Here is a 21,620-nt window from a genome sequence, read left to right as displayed (position 1 = left end):
TTGTATCTCCATGCGTCCATCCGGGTCCCTTTCACGAGAAACGCGGCGGTTTTGAGCACTAAACAGAATCTCATGACGATCGGTTCTCTGGGCTCCACCGAGTTCGCCCTGCACGGGAAGCCGGCCATCAGATGGGGTGATCTGCCCCAGCGGGTCGGCAAGCCGGAATCGCGGCGCTACCAGAAGGTGCTGCTGCTGAATCCGTCGGCCACGCTCTTCCGGCACGACCTTCCGCGATGTACGTACCCGCTGGGCCTCGGATACATCGCGGCCGTCCTCGAGAAGTACGGCTACGAGGTCAAGATCCTCGACGTCTTCGCGGAGGGCTACTACAACGCCCAGCCCGTCGACGGCGACGAGCAGTTCCTCCGCTACGGCCTGTCGGACGACGACGTCATCAAGGTCATGAAGGAGTTCGGGCCCGACGTCATCGGCATCTCGAGTATCTTCAGCAACCAGGCCGACAACGTGCACCACCTGCTGAAACTGGCGGACCTGGTCGCACCCGAGGCCGTCACCTCGATCGGCGGCGCGCACGCGCGCTACTTCCCGAAGGCCTGTCTGGACGACCCGAACCTCGACGCGGTGTTCCTCGGCGAAGGCGAGATGACCTTCCTGCTGTGGCTGGAACACCTCAACGGCAACGTGCGCGAGGACGAGGTCCACGGCATCGCGTGGCGTGACGGCGACGGAAAGATCCAGATCAAGCCCGAGCTGCCGCTGATCAGCTCGATGCGCCCCGAAGGCCCCGAGACGGGCAAGTCCTCTCCCATGCTGAGCATGGCCGGCGAACTGGACCACATCCCGTTCCCCGCCTGGCACCACTACAACATGGAGAAGTACTTCGAGATCAAGGCCTACCAGTCGCCCTACACGGTCGGCTCCCGGGTGGGCCAGCTCTACACCAGCCGCGGGTGCACGGCCCACTGCACCTTCTGCACGACCACCCACTTCTGGGGCCAGAAGCTCCGCCGGCGAAGCGTCCAGGACGTGGTCAACGAGGTCCTCAGGCTGCGCGACGAATACGGAATCGACGAATTCCATATTCAGGACGACAACATCACGAACGACATGGACCACGCCCGCGAGCTGTTCCGCGCGTTCAAGGAGGTCGGCCTCCCCTGGGCGACCCCGCAGGGCACCGCGCTGTGGCGCATGGACGAAGAGCTGCTCGACCTCATGGCCGAGTCGGGCGCCTACCAGGTGACGTTCGCCATCGAGAGCGGCGTGCAGCGCGTCCTCAAGGAACTCATCAAGAAGCCGCTCAACCTCGAACGGACCTCGCACCTCATCAAGTACGCGCGAAGCCTTGGAATGCACGTCCACGGCTTCTTCATCATCGGCATGCCGCCGATGTTCGGAAACGCCGGCGAAACCATCGAGGAGATGCAGGCTTCCTACGACTATGCCGAGGAAGCCGGATTCAGCAGTGCTTCGTTCTTCGCGGCGTCGCCGATCGTCGGTTCCGAGCTCCTGCGCGAGTGCATTCGCCAGGGGTTCGTGGACCCGGAAGAGTCTCTTTACCGCATGACCTACAAGCAGGGGATCATCAACGTCCCCGGCCTGTGGGACGGCGAAGAGATCGCGGAGCTCGCCGCGAAATTCAACCGGGACTTCAATGCGCGGCGTGACCGGGACTACACGCCGCAGAAGCAGTGGAACGCAAACCAGTACTGAAATCTGGGAGGGCGAAATGAGCAACACCAACACGGCGAGCACGGGCTTCGCGGAGCTCCTCAAGGACCGGCGCGAGCAGGTCAAGATGGACCACGCCGCCCTGGCCTCGCTCCTCGGGGAGACCCCCGAGACCGTGGCGGCCTGGGAGAACGGCGAGGGCGGCGAGCTGACGCTCACGCAGCTGGGCAGGATCGCCGACGTGCTCGGCACGTCGATCGGCGCCCTCACCCCGTCGGCGGGCAACGACCTCGACGGCGGCGTCATCATCCAGATGCCGGACGAGCGCCCGATCCTCAAGGGTGTGCGGGACAACGTCGACTACTACGTCTACAACTGTCTCGTCCGCACCAAGCGTGCGCCCTCGCTCGTCCCCCTCGTGGTGGACGTGCTGACGGACGACCCCGACGACGCGAAGTTCAACTCGGGCCACGCCGGCAACGAGTTCCTCTTCGTGCTCGAGGGCGAGATCCACATGAAGTGGGGCGACAAGGAGAACCCGAAGGAGGCCCTCCTCCCGACCGGCGCGAGCATGTTCGTGGAGGAGCACGTGCCGCACGCCTTCACGGCGGCCAAGGGCACGGGTTCCGCGAAGCTGATCGCCGTCAACTTCTGATCCGGAGAGGTACGGGTGGACTCCTCCACCCGTACCTCGCGGTCCCCTGAGGCAGCTCGGTCTGCCGAGTCGCCGAACGGACAGGACAGCACACGACGATGGCAGCAGCCCACTACGACGACACCGCGCCGCCCGCGCACGCCTCCGCGGACACCGCCTCACGCGGGCACGCCTCCGCGGCCACCGCCCCGCAAGCGCACGCCTCCGCGGCCACCGCGCCGCGCACGTTCGCCTACGGGGACGTCGTCGAGCGCCGTGACGAACTCGAAGGGCGGCCGTGGATCTCGTATCCCGTCCGCGTGGTGGCCGACACCCCCGACCTCGTCGCCGTCTACCTGTCGCACGGCACCCTCCTCACCTTCGGCGCCGGCCCGTTCGGCTGGGGCCCCCACCCCTGGGGGCAGTTCGGCGACCGGTGGCGGAGCGCCGGGATCCTGCAGCTGCACCGGCCCGGCCGGGGGCACTCGGTCTGGGTGCTCAGGGACGCGGAGACCGGCGCGTTCCGGGAGTGGTACGTGAACGTGGAAGCGCCGTGGCGGAGAACCCCCACCGGCTTCAGCACGCTGGACCACGAGATCGACCTCGTGGTGCCGGCGGAGTCGCGGACCTTCCGGTGGAAGGACCTGGAGAAGTTCGAGGAGCGGGCCCGGCTCGGGCACTTCTCGCCCGAGGAGGCCACCGCGATCCGGGCGGAGGCGGCGGACGTCGCGGGAGAGATCGCCGCGGGCGCCCCGTGGTGGGACGCGAGCTGGTCGCGGTGGGAGCCGCCGGCCGACTGGAACGCCCTCTTGCAGACTTTCGAGACCGAAGGACCCTAGGGAATGACGCCCGATTTCTTGGCCATCAAGGTTGGCGGCAGCCTGTTCTCCCGCAAGGACGAACCGGGCAGCATGGACGACGCGGCGGTGACGCGCTTCGCCCGGACCTTCGCACGGCTCGGCGAGGCGTACCGGGGCCGGATGGTGCTCATCAGCGGCGGCGGCGCCTTCGGTCACGGAGCCATCCGCGACCACGACACCAGCAACGCGTTCTCCCTCGCCGGCCTCACCGAGGCCACGTTCGAGGTGAAGAAGCGGTGGGCGCAGAAGCTCCGCGAGGTCGGGGCGGACGCCTTCCCGCTGCAGCTGGCCGCCCTGTGCACGCTCCGCGACGGCGCACCGGAACTCCGGTCCGACGTCCTGCGGTCCGTCCTCGACCAGGGAGTGCTGCCGGTCCTGGCGGGCGACGCCCTGTTCGACGAGCACGGAAAGCTCTGGGCGTTCTCCAGCGACCGCGTCCCCGAGGTCCTCCTGCCCATGGTCGAGGGACGCCTCCGGGTCGTCACCCTCACCGACGTCGACGGCATCGTGACCGACGGCGCCGGCGGCGACACGATCCTGCCCGAGGTCGACGCCCGCTCGCCCGAGGAGGCGTACGCCGCGCTGTGGGGCAGCAGCGAATGGGACGCCACCGGCGCCATGCACACCAAGCTCGACGCCCTGGTCGCCTGCGCCCGCGGCGGCGCGGAGTGCTTCGTCATGCGGGGTCACCCCGACACGGACCTCGACTTCCTGACCACCCCGTTCTCTTCCTGGCCGGCGCACGTGCGGTCCACCAGGATCACCGCGACTGCTTCTGTGTAAGGGGAACGGTCAATGCTGGAACACCTCACGATCCGCAGCAGCCGCGTGGTCGACCTCAACCTGGTGAAGGTCAGGCTCTCCACCAACCGCGAGGAATTCGCCGCGTACTCCTACTTCTCGGCCTTCGCCGAGGACGCGGACGCGACCGCCGACTACGAGGTCGTCTGCGTCGACCTGGACCGGGACGACGTCCCGGCCGAGCTGTACGCCGACCGGACCGACCGGACCTTCCGCGGCAAGCGGTTCAAGGGCGGCTACTACCTCGTCCACTACTTCGGCGAACCCGCGCACCTCGTCACGGTGGGCCGCACGTTCTACGTGTTCGGCCGGAACCTCGAGAAGACCGTCTGGCCCTACTTCGTCAAGCACATCCTGACCGTCTTCTCCGCGGACCAGGGCTACCTGCACCTCAAGGCAGCCGGCTTCGAGCTGCCCGGTGCCGGCGCCACCCTGCTGGTCGGGCGCAACGGCGCCGGAAAGACGGTCTTCCTGGCCCAGGCGTGCCTCAACGGCGCCCGGTTCCTCAGCAACACCCACACGCTGGTCAGGGACGGGATCGCGCACGGCGTCCCCTCCTCGATCCGGGTGCGCCGCGACCAGTGCTTCGGTGAACTCATCGACAAGCACGACCTGACGGCGCACATGGAGTCGGGCGACTACGTCACGGACTCCTCGACTCTCTTCGAGAGTCCGCAGATCAGCACGGCACCCGTGCGGAACGTCGTCATCGTCGACTACGACCCCGCGCGCCCCCAGGGCCTCATGCCGATCTCGCCGGCCGCCGCCGGAACCTTCATGGAGCAGTTCTCCTTCGCGGTCACCACCTACGGCCTCAAGGACGATCTGCTCGCCCATCACGGGGACTTCGACACCTACGTCGACTCCCTGGCCCGGATGCGGGCGCAGCTCACCGAACTGGTCGAGGGCGCACGCTGCTTCCGGGCGAACGCAGACATGCTGGCCAAGGAAGTCCGGGATTCGACGCTCAAGCAGCTTGCCGAATGATGCGGCGCCCTAGCAGGGGAGTAACTGTCAAATGAACCGGCCGATCGTCTACGTCGGCATGAGTGCCGACCTCATCCACCCGGGCCACATCAACATCCTGTCCCGGGCCGCGGAACTCGGCGACATCACCATCGGTCTGCTGACCGATGCCGCCATCGCCAGCTACAAGCGCCTGCCGCACATGACGTACGAGCAGCGCAAGGCGGTCGTCGAGAACCTCAAGGGCGTCACCTCCGTGGTGCCCCAGAAGACCCTGGACTACGCCGAGAACCTCCGCACGGTCCGCCCCGACTTCGTCGTCCACGGCGACGACTGGCAGTCCGGCGTGCAGCGGCACACCCGCGAGCGCGTCATCGAGGTGCTGTCCGAGTGGGGCGGCAAGCTGGTGGAGATCCCGTACACGCCGGGGATCTCGTCGACCCGCCTCCACTCGTCCGTCAAGGAGGTCGGCACCACGCCCAACGTGCGGCTGTCCCGGCTCCGGCGGCTCCTCGACAGCAAGGACATCGTCCGGATCCTCGAGGTCCACAACGGCCTGACCGGCCTGATCATCGAGAACTCCAAGGTCATGGTGGACAACCAGGCCCGCGAGTTCGACGGCATGTGGTCCTCGTCCCTCACCGACTCCCTCGCCCGCGGCAAGCCGGACACCGAGGCCGTCGACGTCTCCTCCCGGCTGCAGATGGTGAACGAGCTCTTCGAGGTCACCACGAAGCCGCTGGTCTTCGACGGCGACACGGGCGGCAAGCCCGAGCACTTCGGCTTCACCGTGCGCTCCCTGGAGCGGCTCGGCGTCTCCGCGGTCATCGTCGAGGACAAGGAGGGACTCAAGCGCAACTCCCTCTTCGGGAACGACGTCCCCCAGACCCAGTCCAGCGTCGAGGACTTCAGCGAGCGCATCAGGATCGGCAAGCGCGCGCAGATCACCGACGACTTCATGGTGATCGCCCGCATCGAGAGCCTCATCCTGGAGAAGGGCATGGCGGACGCCGTGCACCGCGCTGAGGCGTACGTCGACGCCGGCGCCGACGGCATCATGATCCACAGCCGTCAGTCGGACCCCGCGGAGATCTTCGAGTTCTGCCGCTACTTCGACAAGCTGCCCCGCCGGGTGCCCCTGGTGGTCGTCCCCACCAGCTACAGCAGCGTGCGCGAGTCCGAACTCGCCGACGCCGGCGTGAACATGGTGATCTACGCGAATCACCTCATGCGCGCGGTCTACCCCCAGGTGACCAAGGTCGTCCAGTCGATCCTCCAGCACGGCCGCGCCCACGAGGCCGAGTCCATGCTGGCCTCGATCAAGGACGCCCTGTCGATCATTCCGGAGAACGCCGGATGATCCGTCCCGACATCCTCGCGGGGTACCTGGCGGCCGAAGGCGTCTCCCTGTACTGCGGCGTGCCGGACAGCCTGCTCAAGGAGTTCAACGCGTACGTCGGCGATGGCGCGTCCGGCGCCGACCACGTGATCGCCGCCAACGAGGGCAACGCCGTCGGCCTGGCCGTCGGCCACTACCTGCGCACGGGCACCCCCGCCGTCGTCTACCTGCAGAACTCCGGCATCGGCAACGCGGTGAACCCCCTCACCTCGCTCGCCGACCCCGAGGTGTACGGCATCCCGATGATCCTGCTCATCGGCTGGCGGGGACAGCCGGGCGTGCCCGACGAGCCCCAGCACCGCAAGCAGGGCCGGATCATGCCGGCGCTCCTGGACGCCCTTGAGCTCCCGTGGTCGGTCCTGCCCGCCGAGGAGGACGCGGCCGGCGACGCCGTACGCAAGGCCGTCGCCGAGTCGGTCGCCACCGGCACCCCCTACGCCTTCCTGGTGGAGAAGGGGACCTTCGCCCCCGCGGGCGTCCCCGCCGCCGTCCCGGCCACCGGGCCGGAATCCGGCCTGCCCACCCGGGAGGAGGCGCTCGGCGCGCTGATCGCGGAGATCGGCACGGGCCAGGTCGTGGTGTCCACCACCGGCATGCTCAGCCGCGAGCTGTACGAGCACCGGGTGCGGGCGGGCGCGGAGGAGATCGACTTCCTCACCGTGGGAGGCATGGGACACGCCAGCTCCATCGCCCTGGGCATCGCGCTCCGGGAGACCGAGCGCGAGGTGTGGTGCCTCGACGGGGACGGGGCGCTCCTCATGCACCTCGGCGCCCTGCCCGTCATCGCGGAGCACGGCCCGCCCTCGTACTTCCACGTCGTCTTCAACAACGGCGTGCACGACAGCGTCGGCGGCCAGCCCACCTCCATCGGCCAGGTCGACGTGCCGGCGCTGGCGGGCCACTGCGGCTACCGGCACGCGGTGACCCTGTCCTCCCTGGACGACCTGCCGGACGAACTGGCCCGGCTGCGGCGGACCGGCGGTCCCGCCCTGCTCGAACTGCGGGTCAGGCCGGGCAGCCGCGGCGACCTCGGGCGGCCCACCGTCACCCCGGCCGAGAGCGGAGCCGCCGTCCGGCGGGCTCTGACGGAGCGGGGGAACCCCTCGTGAATCCGCGCGGTCCCGTCGTCCACTACGGCCGGGGTGCCATCGCGTCGCTGCCGGAACTGGTGGAGGGGCTCGGCGCGACCCGGGTGCTCGTGGTGCACGGCGCCCGGTCCTTCGAGGCCTCGGGCGCGTCACGGATGCTGGAGTCGTTCGGCCCGCGGACCCTGGTCCGCCGCTGGCACGACTTCTCGCCCAACCCCGCCGTCGACGACGTGGCCCGCGGGCTCGACGCCGTCCGCGAGCTGCGCCCGGACGCCGTCGTCGGCGTCGGCGGCGGCAGCGCCATGGACATGGCCAAGCTGCTCTGCGTGCTCGACGGCGTCCCCCGCGCCGACCTGGAGGACCGGATCCGCTCGGGTCCGGCGACCGACACCCGCCGCATGAAGCTCGCCCTCGCACCGACGACCTCCGGCTCCGGCAGCGAGGCCACCCACTTCGCCGTGGTGTACGTCGGCGACGCGAAGCACTCGGTGGCCGGCCCCGCGCTGCTGCCGGACCTCGCCGTCATCGACCCCGCCCTCACCGAGAGCGGCTCCCCCCACCAGCGCGCCACGTCCGGAGCGGATGCCGTCGCCCAGGGCATCGAGAGCCTCTGGGCCGTCGACGGCGACGACGAGAGCCGGAGCCTGGCCCGGCGCGGCCTGCGGCTGCTCCTCGCCGGCATCGAGGAGTTCGTCGCCGCGCCCCACGCCGGCGTCGCCCGCTCCATGGCGGTGGGCAGCCACCTCGTGGGCCGGGCCATCAACCGCTCCAAGACCACCGGGGCGCACGCCCTCTCGTACCGGCTGACCAGCCGCTACGGCGTCAGCCACGGCCACGCCGTGGCGCTGAGCCTCGGCGCCTTCCTGGACGCGCACGCCCAGGCGGACGCCTCCGACCTGCGCACATCCGTCCGGCCGTCGGAGTACCGGCGTGCCCTCGACGACATCGCCGGCGTCCTCGGCGCCTCCGGGCCCGCCGAATCGGGCTCCCGCTTCGTCGCGCTCGCCCACCGCATCGGTCTCCCGATGCGCCTGTCCGACGTGGGCGTGCGGACCGAGCCCGAGGTCCGCGGCCTCGCGGCCGCCGTCAACGCGGAACGCCTGCGGAACAACCCGGTTCGTTTCTCCCAGGACGAACTCGCCGACCTGCTCATGAGGTGTTCCTGAGATGCTCATGTCGTACGGGAGAACGAACCCGGAGACGAACGGCCCCGCCGCCGACTGGCTCACCCCGCTCCAGGAGCGCGACCTCGTCCCGGCGGGCGTCCTCGCCGCGTTCGTCGTCGGCTCCGCCGCCCGCGGCTGGCACAACGCCCGCAGCGACTTCGACATCTACGTCGTCACCGCCTTCGAATGCGCCACCTCGGCGGACCGCCCCGGCAGCCCCGTACCCCTCGACCCGCCGTACGTGACCAGCGAGGTCTTCTACCGCCAGGACCGGCGCTGGGAGGTCACCTACTGGCTGGAGTCCCAGATCGGGCAGGTCCTCTCGAAGATCTCCTGGGAGGCGTGCGAGGACGGCCGCATCACCGACGAGACCCTCACCCGCACCGAGGAACTGCTCCTCGCCCACCTGGAGACCTGCTCCCCGATCCTCGGCGAGGACTGGATCGGCAAGACGCGCGAGCGCCTGGTGAACTCCGCGTTCCGCTCCTTCGTCGTCGTCCGCTCCCTCGGCGCGACCGACGACGCCGTCGAGGACGCCCTCGGACAGCTGGAGGCCGGCGACCTGGAGAGCGCCACCATCTCCGCACGCCTCGCCTTCGGACACGCGGTCGACGCCCTCCTGGAAGCCGAGGGGGAGTACGGCAGCCACCTCCCGAAGTGGCGCGCCCACCGCTTCCGCGCCGCCGCACCCGCCGGGTTCCCGTTCGACCAGTACTGGCGGATCGAGACGATGCAGGGCTACGACCCCGCCGACCCGCGCCCGTGGATCAAGGAAGTCCTGACGCTCTGTCAGGACATCGCCATCCGGGTGACGGTGTGACGACACGGGCCGTCGAAGGACGGCACACCGCACCCACGGCGGTCGCCCCGTGATCCGCCTCGACGTCGACGACGCCACCCTCAGCACCATCCGGCTCTCCTTCAGCCCCCTCTGGGAGACGATCGGAAGCCTCGGCATCCTCGCCCGCTACCGGGGCGCCGCCCCCTCCCCGTACACGGACTGGGCCCGCCGCGTCCGCACCCGGCTGCCCGAGGAGCTCGTACGCACCCTGGTGGAACCCCTGCGCCGCGGCGACCCCACCCTCTTCCCGCCCGGCTTCGTCTCCCTGCCCGACCCGACGCGCAACACCCTGACGGCGGAGCTCGCCCACGTACGCGAGACGAACGCCGGCGACCCCGCCGCCGACCGGCTCCTCACCGCCCTCGAGGAGTACTGGGACCTCGCCGTCGCCCCGTACTGGACCTCCATCCGCTCCTCGCTCGAAGAGGAGATCCTCTTCCGCGGCCGCACCCTCGCCGTCGCGGGCGTCGAACCCATGCTCGCCGAGCTCGGCGGCCGGATCTCCTGGTCACGGCCCGTCCTCACCGCTCCGTACCACCGCGACATGGACCTCACCGTCACCCGCTCCAAACTCCTCCTCGTCCCCACGGTCTTCGCCGGCGGCCTCCGGCTCTTCCACCAGGAGGACGCCGTCGTCGCCATGTCCTACCAGGCCCGCGCGACCGGCTACTTCCACGTCCTCACCGCCCGCGAACCCGCCCAGGCCGCCGAGGACCGCCTCGCCCTCCTCCTCGGCAAGAGCAGGGCCCAGGTCGTCCGCGCCCTCGACGAACCGAGGACCACCACCGCCATGGCCCAGTCCCTCGGCATGGCCAAGAGCACCGTGTCCCAGCACCTCGCCGTCCTCAACGACTCGGGCATCGTCTGGAAGCAGCGTCTGGGCGGACGCGTCTTCTACCAGCTCGACCAGACCGGCATCACCCTGCTGAGGGAACTCGGCATCTGACGTCAAGTCACGTTGCGTCGCCCTGCGGCTCGTTCACGTCCGCCCGTCCACGCCAGCCCGTCCACGCCCACCCGTTCACGTCCGCTCGTCCACGCCCGTTCATGTCCGCTCGTCCACGCCCGCTCGTTCACGTCCGTTCGTCCACGCCCGGAGAGAAAGCATCGCCATGCCTGACATCACGTACGGCTCCACCGCCCGCTTCCGCGCCCTCGCCCAGGGCGCGGCGGCCCTCGTCCTCACCCTGGGACTCGCCGCCTGCGGATCGAGCGCGGTCTCGGCCGATGGCGAGAACTCCGGGAAGGGCCGGAACCCCGACGAACTCGTCCTGGCCACCGTCCCCGACGAGAGCTCGTCGAGCGTCCAGTCCGAGTACGCGCCGCTCGCCAAGATGCTGGAGAAGGAGACCGGCAAGAAGATCCGGATCGAGAAGGCCACGACGTACGCCTCCGTCATCGAGGGCCAGCGCGCCGGCAAGATCGACATCGCCATGCACGGCCCGCTCTCCTACGTCGTGGCCCGCCGCAGCGGCGTGAAGGCCACCCCGATCGCCGCCCAGATCAAGACGAAGGGCGCCGACTCCGGCTACCGCTCGTACGGCATCGTCAAGAGCGGCTCGGCCATCAAGGACCTGGCCGGCTACAAGGGCAAGAAGGTCTGCTTCGTCGACCCCACCTCCACCTCCGGCTACCTCTACCCGGTGGCGGGCCTCAGCAAGGCCGGCGTGACGGAGAAGGACATCAAGCCGGTGATGGCGGGCGGCCACGACGCCTCCGCGCTCGCCGTGCTGAGCGGCCAGTGCGAGGCCGGCTTCGCGTACGACGCGATGGTCGACAAGCTCCTCGTCGAGCGCAAGCACATGAAGGCCGGCGACCTCACGGTCGTCTGGAAGTCCGACGTCATCCCCGGCTCGCCCCTCACCGTGAGCGACGACCTCACCTCGGACCTCAAGGCGAAGATCACGCAGGCGTTCCGCACCAAGGCGAACGCGGACTACCTCCAGCAGAACGGCTACTGCACCGGCGACGCCTGCAAGATCGACGGCTACTGGGGCTTCACGCCCACGGACGACGCGGACTTCGAGAGCGTCCGCGACGTGTGTCGTCGCGTCGGCGAAGACCAGTGCGTCGCCAACTGACCGGACAGGAAACGACGACGGAGGGGCGCAGGGACCGATGAACAAGGAAGAAACCGTGGTCCGCCTGACCGAGGTGGGCAAGGCGTTCGAAGGGCACACCCGACGCGTGCACGCCCTGGACGGCGTGTCCTTCGACGTCCCCGCGGGGCAGTTCGTCGCCCTCCTCGGCCCCTCCGGCTCCGGCAAGTCGACCCTGCTGCAACTCCTCAACGGCCTGCAGAAGCCCACCTCGGGCGCCGCGACCGTCCTCGGCGTCGACCCGAGCCGCTCCGGCAAAGCCGAACTGCGCGCCCTGCGCCGCCAAGTCGGCTTCATCTTCCAGGACTTCGGCCTCGTCGGCATGAGGAGCGTCCTGGAGAACGTCTGCTCCGGGGCCCTCGGCCGGCTCCGCGGCCCGCGCTCCGGGCTGCTCATGTACCCGCGGAAGCTGCGCGAACAGGCCCTCGCCCAGCTCGACCGGGTAGGCCTCGCGGACCAGGCCTTCCAGCGCACCGACACCCTCTCCGGAGGGCAGCAGCAGCGCGTCGGCATCGCCCGCGCGCTGATGCAGCGGCCCCGCATCCTCCTCGCCGACGAACCCGTCAGCTCCCTCGACCCCCTGTCGTCCCAGCAGGTCATGGAACTCCTCGCGGACATCGGCCGCACGGACTCCCTCACCACCCTCTGCACCCTGCACCAGGTGGACACCGCGCTCACCTGGGCGGACCGCGTCATCGGCCTCAACACCGGCCGCGTGGTCCTCGACAGCCCCGCCGCCGACGTCCGCGACACCGACATCGCCCGCATCTACCAGGGCCCCCACGAGCCCGCCGTCCTGGCCGGTGTGCCCTCATGAGCACCCGAACCGAGGCCCGGAGCCTCCCCGGCCAGGCAGCCTCCCCCCACGCCGCACGCCTCGGCCCCAACCGAGGCGTGCGGCTCCTGCCCCACCTCAGCCTGCTCGCCCTCGCCGGCGCGGCCTGCTGGGCCGTCGTCGACCTCCGCATCAACCTCGCCACCCTGATCGACGGCTTCCACAACGCGGTGTCCTTCGCCGGCCGCATGCTCCCCCTGGACTTCCCGCCCGCCGCCGACCTGCTCCGCCTCTCCGGCGAAACCCTGTCGATGGCCCTCTGCGCGACCCTGCTCTCCCTGCTCCTCAGCATCCCCGTGAGCCTGCTCGCCGCCCGCAACCTCACGCCCAACCGCTACCTCTCCGGCGCCGCCCGCTCCCTCATCGTCCTCGCCCGCGCCGTCCCCGACGTCATCATGGCCATCGCCGCCGTCCGCATCTTCGGACTCGGCGCCACCGCCGGCATCATCGCCATGGGCCTCCACTCCGTCGGCATGGTCGGCAAGCTCTACGCCGACGCCCTCGAAGAAACCCACGACGCCCCCCGCCGAGCCCTCCGCTCCGCCGGCTCCTCCTTCCCCCAGGAGCTCGCCTCCGCCGTCCTCCCCCAGGTCCTCCCCTCCTTCATCGCCACCGCCCTCCACCGCCTCGACGTCAACCTCCGCTCCTCCGTCCTCCTCGGCTTCGTCGGCGTCGGCGGCCTCGGCTACGAGATCGCCCAGTCCTTCCAACGCCTCGACTACCGCCGCGGCATGGCCCTCGCCGCCGTAGTCCTCCTCCTCTGCCTCCTCATGGAGCTCCTCTCCGGCACCATCCGCCGCGCCCTCCTCCGTACCCCCCACCCCCGCAACAGCCGCAAACCGGGCCCGCCGCGGGGAGTGACCGCGGGCACGGCCCCCAACGCAGCCCCGAACACGGCCACGGGCGCAGGTGAGGGAACAGCCGCAGCCGCAGCCATCGCCAAGACAGCGAACTCTCCCGATCACACCCCCGCCCGACCGGCGACCACCCCGCCCTGGACCCCGGCCCGCCTCCGACGCTGGGTGTACGGCACGGTCACGGCGGCCGTCCTGATCGCGGCGGTCAGGGGAGCGGACCTCTCACCGCACCAACTCCTCAACGGCCTGGGCCAACTCCCCACGGTCCTGGGCCAGTACCTGCCGCCGACCGCCCCCGGCGGAATGGCGGGCCTGCTGGACGCACTGTGGGTGACGGTGAAGACGGCCCTGGCGGGAACGCTGCTCGGCATGGTCCTGGCGCTGCCGGTCGGCCTACTCGCCGCTCAGAACGTCTCGCCCTGGCCGCGGCTGTCCCCGGCGTTCCGCACGCTCACGGTCGCGATCCGCGGCATTCCGGAGATCGTGCTGGCGATCGTCCTCGTCGTCATCACCGGCCTCGGCCCCGTGGCCGGCGCCCTGGCCCTGGCCGTCGGCTCCCTCGGCTTCCTCGGCAAACTCACCGCCGACTCCCTCGAAGAACTGCACCCCGGCCCCTCCCGCGCCCTCGCCGCCACCGGCGCCTCCCGCCGCCAGGTCTTCTTCGCCGCCGACTTCCCCCGCGTCCTCCCCGCCCTCCTCGGCCACGTCCTCTACCAACTCGACGTCAACATCCGCTCCGCCGCCCTCCTCGGCGTCGTAGGCGCCGGCGGCATCGGCTTCGAACTCCTCAACGCCGCCCGCGTCCTCGAATACGGCCTCGTCACCACCACCGTCCTCCTCCTCCTCACCACCACCCTCCTCCTCGAAGCCTTCTCCACCTGGACCCGCCGCACCTTCACCTGACCTGACAGAGCGAGGCACACGACACGCGCCGCTCGCTACGATGGGCCGCTGGACTGAAGTCCGTTAGACGGAGGGCGGCATGGGCTTGGGCGACAACAGCGGAAACAGCGAGAGCACGGAGACCGAGACGATGGTTCCGGTCGACATCGACGGCCAAACGGTGCTCATGTCCGTCGCTCCCGGCGGCCGGCAGCCCGCCGGGTCGGGCCTGGGGCTGGGCGAGGAGAAGGAGATCGGCTGGCGCCGCCCCCGCCTGGAACCGGTGCTCGACGGCCTCACCGCGGTCGCCCGCGCCATGGGCACCCGACTTCAGGAGACGGGAGCGTCCAAGGCGATCGTCGAGTTCGGCTGCGACGTCTCCTTCGATACAGGGCAACTCCTCGCCGTCGTGGGAAAGGCGTCCTCCAAGTCCACCTGGAAGGTGACTCTGGAGTGGACCGCTCCGGCCGCCCCGGGCGAGTAAGGAGTGGAGGGGTGGAGGGGGCTGCTCAGGGCGTCGACCGTCGCGCTGGACCTGCCGCGAGCGGATGCCGGCGGGACGGGGTTCCTGATCGCCCCGGGTGTCGTCGTGACGTGCGCGCACGTGGTGGACGGGGCCTACGAGGTGCGCGGACGGACCGGAGAGGGTACCGAATTCGCGCTCACTGTGTCGGACGAGGACCGGTATCGGGCCGCTAACGGCCTGGACATCGCGTTCCTCCGTTTCGAAGCGGAGCTCTGCTCGGCGCCGTTCGTCCTGCCCTCGCCGGGAACCGACTTCGGTGACCGCATGTGGGCCTACGGCCACCCGAAGGGCGACTACAGGGCAGGCCAGTGGGCGGCGCTCGAATACCAGGGTGACTCCCGGCTGACCTTCGACGGCTCCATGCCCATGCCTCGCGCGTTCGGTACCCCCGTCGGCGAAGGCTTCAGCGGCAGCCCGGTGGTGAACGAGCGCACAGGCGCCGTGTGCGGAATGCTCGCCCGTTCGAACTTGGCCGGTAGCGCGCACATGGTCCCCGTCGCCGAGATCCTGGCGCGCTGCCCCGTTCCGGAGCCTCCGACCCCCTGGCTGCACAGGCTCACGGACGATCAACTACGGGCCGGGGGTTTCCGCTATCCCGGCACGGCGCTGCGCGACTACCTGGAGGCGGCACGGGAGGCCGCCGACGAACATCCCTACGCCGCGTTGCTCGCCGACGTCGGACACATCCCGCTGTCCACCGTGTACGTGCGCCAGGAGGCCTCAGGCGCCGCCGACACTTCTACCACCCGTCAACCCGGGCGCAAAGAGCCGACCGCGGCCACTAGTGTCCTGGACAATCACCGCCACGTGCTGTTCACGGGCGGGGCCGGATCCGGCAAGTCGAGCGTGCTGCGCCGACTGACGTTCACCGCGGCCTCCGCATGGCTCGACGATCCGGTGCACGCCCCGCCGTATCTGCCGGTGCGTGTGACGGCCGAGCAGCTGCTCGGGCTGCCGTTCGGCGAGGCCTTGTCGGCAGCCGTGGCACGGGACCTGCCCGGGCTGAGGCGATCACTCCCGCCGAACTACTTCGAGGCAGCGCCGATGCCGGATGTGGACTGGCTCGTCTGCGTCGACGGTCTCGACGAGGTGCTGGATCCCGAGGACCGGGGCAGGGTCATCCAGCTGATCCAGCGCTGGGCACGGGAACCGTGCCTCCGCTTCGTGGTGGCTAGTCGATCGTTGGTCATGGCGGAGATGAACCGGCTGGACGGGCTGAGGCGTTACGCGTTGTTGCCCTTCAACGAGACCTCGATGAGAGCCGTCGCCGAGGCGTGGTTCACCGTTCTGAAGGCGCCCGGCCCGGCACGACGGGCTGGCGAGCTGGTAGTGGGCCTCCGTCAGGGTCGCCTCGGCGAAGCGGCCCGCAACCCGCTGTACCTGACCATGATCTGCGTCGTCGCCGCGACATCGGACCTGCCGCGCAACCCGGCCGATCTCTACCGGCAGTTCCTACACATCCTGCGGAACAAGGGGGCTCAGCGACTGAGGCGTGGCGACCCGAGGATCGACGGCGTCACGCCGGAGTTCCTGGAGGCCGTGCACGAAGTTCTGGGTCACGTAGCCGAAATGAGGCAGGGCGGGGATTCACGCCCACTGGTCGACCAAGCATGGGAAGGCCTCGCCGCGACGTTCCCGGCGATGGATGCCTCCAGGGACCTCATCTTCCGCACCCTCACCTTCACGGGTTTGGTCACACAGCGTGGCGGCGAGCTGGCCTTCCCTCACCACACCATCCAGGAGTACCTGGCCGCAGGCGCGATTGCCGATCGCCGGAACCCGAAAGACCCGGAAGCGTTGGAGGTCGTCCGCGAGGCGATCGCGTCCGAGAGGCCCAACGTGGTTCTCTTCCTGGCTGCACGCTGGCACGAGAAGGGCATGTCACTCGACGGGTTCGTCCGGACCGTCGTCGAGGCGGGTGGCTGGCGGGATCTGCTTCTGTGCGCCACGATCCTGAGCGACGGCCTGGTGATCGACGAGGGCCTCACGGCCCGTTTCACCCGAGCCGTGATCAAGCTGGACGGCCGATCCGTCGCCGTAGGCGACCTCAAGGTCGACTCGGTGCTCGACCGGTTGTACGCGATCCTCGGCCCACGTGAACTGACATCGATCGTCCGTGATCCGGAGGTCCCGCACGGCCCGCGTCTCAGCGCGCTGAAATACTGCGTGCGGCGAGGCGAGGGAGCCGCGGAGCTGACCGCGGCCTTCGCGCGGGATTCAGACCTGCCGGCGTCCGCACGCATCGCGGCGGCGCGGATGCTCGTCGACGTTGGTGAGCGTCAGTCCGCCTGTCGCGAACTCACCCGGATCGCCCGGGACCCCGACCAGCTGCCGCAGGCGCGCTTCGATGCCGCGGATTCCCTGTACAGGGTGGATCGGGAGGCCGGCACGGAACTGCTCGCCGAGTTCCTGGGCTCCATCGACGCAGTGGAACACAACATCGAACTCGACTTGGTGCTCCTCAACTCCCGTTGGGATCCCTCTGCCCGGACCGCTTTGGCCGAGGCAATCGCGACGAACCAGGCACTGGCCCACTCCTCAGCCGACAAGTGCCGCTATCTCACGAGCAGCCTGCTCCACGCGGAGCGGCCAGAACTGCTGGACAGCTTTTATCAGGACCCAGCTGTGCCCGTGCACATCCGGTACATGGCGGGCCTCGCCATGACCAGGGGGAGCGACGGCGAGTTGGAGGCGATCTGGCAAACCCTGTGGTCCGAGATTCTGTGCTCCCCGGAGGCGTCCGAGAGCGCGGTCGACGCGGCGGTTGCGGGGTGTCGCGACCGGGCTCTCGTGGAGGGCGCCGCCCGAAACAGGCGACTGGCCCTCCGGACGCGTATCGCGGCAGTCGGGAACCTCCTGCAGCTCGGTGACCATGCCGCCGCCGCTGACTGTGCGCGGAATCTCCTAGAGGAGTCCGACTGGCATGATTCGGCGTCCCTCCACTTGGCCGCCGTATTCCGTGAACTGGGTGAGAGCGACCGGGCGAAGCAACTGTTACTGGAAGTCCTCGGTGATCCTCGCCAGGCAGCCACGGAACGCGTCACGTGCGTCGCCTCTCTTCGCGACCTGGGAGAGGCACCGCGTGTGCGCGACGTGCTGTCCCAGCTGAGCAAGGACGGCGACATCGGCGCGGCCGAACGACTCAGCGCGGTCGACGCCCTGAACGAGGCGGAATCAACTGGATCCGTACGCCGGCTGATCGACACGGCGGCTGACGCGGCCCTGCCCGGAGACGTACGCCTCGACGCGGCGGTACGTCTCCTCAACTCGGGGCACCGGAGTACCGCCGCGGAACTGCTGCGCCGGACCTCTCTGGATCCGTTCTCGGGGACAGCGCGCCGCATCAGCGCCCTCACCACCCTCGCAGAGGTCGACATCCACGCGGCCTCCGAATCCCTGCACCGGCTGATGGACGAGCCGGGGCTGACGGCCACGCACCTGTGGGAGGTACTCGATCTCGCCGACGCACTCATCCCCGACGCGATACTCCGAGAGCGACTCGACATCCTCTTCGGTGACACGGCGATGCCCCCTGACCAATACCTGCACATCGAGTCCGCTCACCTACGGCATCGCGCCGCGAAGGTCCCCCGTATCCGACGGACCCTCGACCGCATCGCCAACGACTCGGCCGCCGAACCCCGCATCAGGGCCCGCGCCGTGGTGCGTTCCTTCGGGCTGATCCGATACACCCGGTGGAAAGAGCTGATGAGGAGCCTCGCCCCCGAGCCCCTGAATCGCCTCAGCCTGCACACCACCGCCGACGGATTCGGCTCCTCCGGCATCGGCGCGGAAACTTGGGAGTACCTGTCCCTGGGACGGGACTCGGACACAGTCGGCTCTCCCCTGGGCGCCCTCGCGGGGGTGGATCCCCAGGCTGCCGTCGAGACGTGGCTCGAACTCCTGTCAATGCGCCACCCGGACGCGTTGAGGGAACTCGGGCCGCTGTCCCACGTGATGTGCGGCAGTCGCTTCCGCGCCCGCGCCGACGACCTCCTCCTGGCCTGGGTGAAGGATCCCGAGGCGCCCCTCGCGGACAGGGTCGCCGCGTCAAAACTCTCCGTCGCCACCTGCCTACGCCGCTGGCACCACCTTGCCGCCGCCGACGCCACACCGGCTCAAGTCCGCACAGCCATCTGCCACCACCTCCCGGGCAGCGGCGCCTACAACCGCATCCCCTTGCTCCGTACCTTGGTGGCCATCCCCACCATCGACGTCCGCACACGCGCCAGCGCCGCGGCCCTCCTGGGCACCGACCTCGGCGAAGAAGGCCGCCGCATCCTCCACGACATCTCCAGCCCCCACACCACCGACCCCGAAGCACACCTCGCCGCCGCCGCAGCCTGGGAAGAGCTCGACATCGGCCACGAAGCCGTCGCCGCCTACGACCGCGTCCTCACCGACCAACAAGCCGCCCCCGCCCACCACGCCACAGCAGCCGGCCAACTCATCAAATGGCCCGCCCTACGAAGCCGCGCAAAGAAGACGCTGACCACCCTCCTGAACTCCCCCCATTCCCCCGTCACCACCCGCATCACAGCAGCCGAACACCTCCTCACCGCCCACGAACCCGCGGAAGCCCACCTCGGCCTCCTCCGCCTAGCCCGTACCCCCGCCCCAACCCCCGCCGAACACCACCACATCACCGCCCTACTCCCACCCGACCTCACCCCTTAACCCCACGCCTTCGGCCGGCAGATCGCCCCGGGCTCCAACGCGCGCGGCGCCATAGGAAGCCGCCACGACACCCCCACCCGGACCGCTCGCTTCGTCACTGCACGCTGGAGCTCCCACCCCTCCTCCTGGCCCGACCCCAGTCTCCTCCGGGACCTCAGCGTGCTGCGGGGAATCTGCGGCCCTGGGGGCTATAGCGCGTCGACCTCGGCAGGCGATCACCGGAGGTATCGCTTCTCGGCATACAGAGGTCGTCCTCGCCACGCACAGCCGACGGGAGCATGCGGAGTGCGGTGGAAGTGGACTCGAACCTGCGCACCCGACACCGGAGGACCCATGCGTCCGACACGTTACGGCAGGTCAAGGGGCTAGACGGGACTGTCATCTATGAGCCCGTCCGCAAACAGACCACAGTGCCAAGCCGGTTACTGTCCGCAGGTGGTGCTGCGCGCCACAGTTAGCCACGCAGCGTGCAACAGCCAATCGCGCCGCGGCCGTTGTCAGCGCCGGCCTCTAAGGTCTCAAGCGCGCGGTCGGCTTCCGGGGGTTCCAGCTCTGAAAGGAATGGTTGCATCCCCGGCCTGTCTGGGGGCGGCCCGGAGACCCGTCCGGGACCCAACCGACGGCCGGGCTTCGTCGATGGCCAAGAGGCGACCTGCCAGCGCCGACCGCGCACCACCTGCCTGATCTCGAAAACCGTCGTGGCGCGAGCCACCTGCACGCCCCCTCTACTTCGGGCCACGATCACCCCTGATTGGATCCGGGCATGAACGAGTTCCACGGGCTTGCCGCGCTCCAGCGCGCGATGGAGTACAGGATGTCCCCGGTCCACCAGGCCGTGGAGAGCGACGATCTGCAAGAGCTGACCCGACTTCTGGACGCCGGCCACAACCCGAACGAGTTCGACACCCACAACGGTTGGACTCCGCTTCTCCACGCCATCGACAGCGAGGCCGACGTCGCCGTCCAGACGGGCACACCGTTGCAGGCCGCATGCACTGCTGTCCTACTCGCTTACGGCGCTCACCCCGAGCTACCCGCCAGGGGCGACGGCCTGACGCCGATGCATCTCGCAGTTGAGCTGCACCACGAACTGGCCGCGAGACTGCTGGAAGCGCACATAGCCCGCCGTCGACCGGCAGATGCACGCTAGCTAGGTAGAACTTTGGACGAGGCCAGCCCCAGCCTGCCTTGATGAGGTGGAGCGCCAAGTAGCCGCTCTGGCGCAGCTCTCAGGGTGGACGGCTGAGCAGGTCGAGCAGGTCGAGCAGGTGTACAACGTGGCTCGCCATGGTCAGGCATGGAGCAAAGCATGAGCCGTGCCCTTCGGAGGAGCGGCCGTCCTTGTCTCCTTGCGGACCCCCCTGCGGCGATGCCCCAAGATCCCGTCCACGCACCTCGTCCACCGGCTCTGACATACGGCCGCTCAGCCCGGCACACGCCTGCACATACAACAAGACCCCGCGTTCAGCGTTTCCGCTGATCACGGGGTCTGTGTGGCACTTCCTGCGAAGTGCCCCCGGCAGGATTCGAACCTGCGCACACGGCTCCGGAGGCCGCGTGCTTCGGAGGCGTCTGTGCAGGTCAGGGGCCTACAAGTAAGCGGTCGAGCCTGGCAGGTCCACAGATAGGCCGCATTCAGGGCGCCGTGGGGCCTCATCCAGTAGTGATGTGGGCACACGGGCTTCGCTGTTGGTAAGCACCAGGCACATCGGCGCCCACGGCTTCCCAGAACCTCTTGGAATCACGCAGGTGCCCGCCCAAGGTGTGCCATGACAGACCTGGATGTTCGATCCGCAGCGCTGCGAGGCCGGCGGAGGCCAGCCCGCACCGCTGATACTCCGGCAGCGTGTACGGCTGCTCCACCCATCCAAGCTGACAGTCCGGGCAGACCTGGTAGTCGACGCTGAAGGCGAACTCGCCATCGAGATTGGCGGCACGCTCGCGCCAACCTTGCCGTTCCCCCGAGGAGGTGTCCTGCCATGGCGTGTCCAGCTTCGGCACTCTCGCCCACCCACGCTGCCGTCCGAACCGCCCGCGGCTCAGCCGCCGCAGCACGTCACGCCAGCGCTGCTGCCCAACTGCCCGCCCCACCTTGTGAGCCTGATTGGCTAAGTGCTCGGCTGCTTTCCTGTCGACATCACTCGTCATGCAGCTCATCGTTTCCCAGCACGGCGGAAGCCAAGACTGTTCGGCACTGCAGCTTGGAAGGTCGGTTGGGTGCTTCAGCTCGAAGAGGGTCACTACTTTGCGGGGCTGGCAGCCCTTGCCAGATGTTGACCTGCGTCGATGAGGCAACGATCTACTAGTCTGGGGGCTAGTAGTAGCTCGCTAGTAGTTCGGTCCCAGTCTTTGCG

At 69.4% G+C, this 21,620-nt stretch carries 17 protein-coding genes and 1 tRNA gene; 16 read left to right on the top strand and 2 right to left on the bottom strand.

Annotated elements, in window-relative coordinates:
• Nucleotides 1-72: 72 nt before the first annotated feature.
• The 16 genes from MRBLMG1_RS07875 (at nucleotide 73) to MRBLMG1_RS07800 (ending at nucleotide 20,416) form a co-directional block, all read left to right on the top strand.
• Entirely contained in the window at nucleotides 73-1,677 is a 1,605-nt protein-coding gene (locus MRBLMG1_RS07875; RefSeq protein ID WP_367822112.1) for a B12-binding domain-containing radical SAM protein, read from the top strand.
• A 16-nt stretch (nucleotides 1,678-1,693) separates the two neighbouring features.
• Nucleotides 1,694-2,290, top strand: a complete 597-nt coding sequence (gene hppE, locus MRBLMG1_RS07870) for a (S)-2-hydroxypropylphosphonic acid epoxidase (RefSeq protein ID WP_367822110.1) — start codon at nucleotides 1,694-1,696, stop codon at nucleotides 2,288-2,290.
• A 98-nt stretch (nucleotides 2,291-2,388) separates the two neighbouring features.
• A complete protein-coding gene (locus MRBLMG1_RS07865; RefSeq protein ID WP_367822108.1) occupies nucleotides 2,389-3,108 on the top strand; it encodes a DUF402 domain-containing protein in 720 nt (239 codons plus the stop codon).
• A 3-nt stretch (nucleotides 3,109-3,111) separates the two neighbouring features.
• The gene (gene fomA, locus MRBLMG1_RS07860; protein ID WP_367822107.1) at nucleotides 3,112-3,912 is read left to right on the top strand and encodes a fosfomycin resistance kinase FomA; all 801 of its coding nucleotides are present in this window, start codon (nucleotides 3,112-3,114) and stop codon (nucleotides 3,910-3,912) included.
• A 12-nt stretch (nucleotides 3,913-3,924) separates the two neighbouring features.
• Nucleotides 3,925-4,917, top strand: a complete 993-nt coding sequence (locus MRBLMG1_RS07855; protein ID WP_367822105.1) for a FomB family phosphonate monophosphate kinase — start codon at nucleotides 3,925-3,927, stop codon at nucleotides 4,915-4,917.
• A 31-nt stretch (nucleotides 4,918-4,948) separates the two neighbouring features.
• Nucleotides 4,949-6,256, top strand: coding sequence for a phosphoenolpyruvate mutase (gene aepX / locus MRBLMG1_RS07850; RefSeq protein ID WP_367822103.1), 1,308 nt, complete (start codon nucleotides 4,949-4,951; stop codon nucleotides 6,254-6,256).
• Nucleotides 6,253-7,404 carry a phosphonopyruvate decarboxylase gene (gene aepY, locus MRBLMG1_RS07845; RefSeq protein WP_367822101.1) on the top strand — a complete coding sequence of 384 codons (1,152 nt, stop codon included), beginning with the start codon at nucleotides 6,253-6,255 and terminating at the stop codon, nucleotides 7,402-7,404. The genes aepX and aepY overlap by 4 nt, the downstream gene beginning before the upstream one ends.
• On the top strand, nucleotides 7,401-8,549 hold the full coding sequence (locus tag MRBLMG1_RS07840) for a phosphonoacetaldehyde reductase (protein ID WP_367822099.1): 1,149 nt from the start codon (nucleotides 7,401-7,403) through the stop codon (nucleotides 8,547-8,549). Before aepY ends, MRBLMG1_RS07840 begins: the two co-directional genes overlap by 4 nt.
• Nucleotide 8,550: 1 nt before the next feature.
• Nucleotides 8,551-9,369: a hypothetical protein gene (locus MRBLMG1_RS07835; RefSeq protein ID WP_367822097.1), complete on the top strand. Its 819-nt coding sequence runs from the start codon at nucleotides 8,551-8,553 to the stop codon at nucleotides 9,367-9,369.
• A gap of 49 nt (nucleotides 9,370-9,418) precedes the next feature.
• Entirely contained in the window at nucleotides 9,419-10,336 is a 918-nt protein-coding gene (locus tag MRBLMG1_RS07830) for an ArsR/SmtB family transcription factor (RefSeq protein WP_367822095.1), read from the top strand.
• A 166-nt stretch (nucleotides 10,337-10,502) separates the two neighbouring features.
• A complete protein-coding gene (locus tag MRBLMG1_RS07825; protein ID WP_367822093.1) occupies nucleotides 10,503-11,471 on the top strand; it encodes a phosphate/phosphite/phosphonate ABC transporter substrate-binding protein in 969 nt (322 codons plus the stop codon).
• A 37-nt stretch (nucleotides 11,472-11,508) separates the two neighbouring features.
• A complete protein-coding gene (gene phnC, locus MRBLMG1_RS07820) occupies nucleotides 11,509-12,306 on the top strand; it encodes a phosphonate ABC transporter ATP-binding protein (RefSeq protein ID WP_367822091.1) in 798 nt (265 codons plus the stop codon).
• A complete protein-coding gene (phnE, locus tag MRBLMG1_RS07815; protein ID WP_367822089.1) occupies nucleotides 12,303-14,084 on the top strand; it encodes a phosphonate ABC transporter, permease protein PhnE in 1,782 nt (593 codons plus the stop codon). Before phnC ends, phnE begins: the two co-directional genes overlap by 4 nt.
• Nucleotides 14,085-14,163: 79 nt before the next feature.
• Nucleotides 14,164-14,547: a CU044_2847 family protein gene (locus MRBLMG1_RS07810; RefSeq protein ID WP_367822087.1), complete on the top strand. Its 384-nt coding sequence runs from the start codon at nucleotides 14,164-14,166 to the stop codon at nucleotides 14,545-14,547.
• Between the two features lie 3 nt (nucleotides 14,548-14,550).
• A complete protein-coding gene (locus MRBLMG1_RS07805) occupies nucleotides 14,551-19,266 on the top strand; it encodes a trypsin-like peptidase domain-containing protein (RefSeq protein ID WP_367822085.1) in 4,716 nt (1,571 codons plus the stop codon).
• A 763-nt stretch (nucleotides 19,267-20,029) separates the two neighbouring features.
• Entirely contained in the window at nucleotides 20,030-20,416 is a 387-nt protein-coding gene (locus MRBLMG1_RS07800; RefSeq protein WP_367822083.1) for an ankyrin repeat domain-containing protein, read from the top strand.
• A 361-nt stretch (nucleotides 20,417-20,777) separates the two neighbouring features.
• Here the strand turns inward: MRBLMG1_RS07800 and MRBLMG1_RS07795 are convergent.
• Nucleotides 20,778-20,855, bottom strand: a tRNA-Arg gene (locus MRBLMG1_RS07795).
• Nucleotides 20,856-20,919: 64 nt separating this feature from the next.
• Nucleotides 20,920-21,414: a hypothetical protein gene (locus MRBLMG1_RS07790; RefSeq protein ID WP_367822081.1), complete on the bottom strand. Its 495-nt coding sequence runs from the start codon at nucleotides 21,412-21,414 to the stop codon at nucleotides 20,920-20,922.
• Nucleotides 21,415-21,620: the final 206 nt, after the last annotated feature.

The organism is Streptomyces sp. LMG1-1-1.1 (genome assembly GCF_040815545.1).
Taxonomy (GTDB): domain Bacteria; phylum Actinomycetota; class Actinomycetes; order Streptomycetales; family Streptomycetaceae; genus Streptomyces.
Note: the sequence above shows the minus strand (reverse complement) of the source record. Positions and strands in the feature narration are given on the sequence as shown.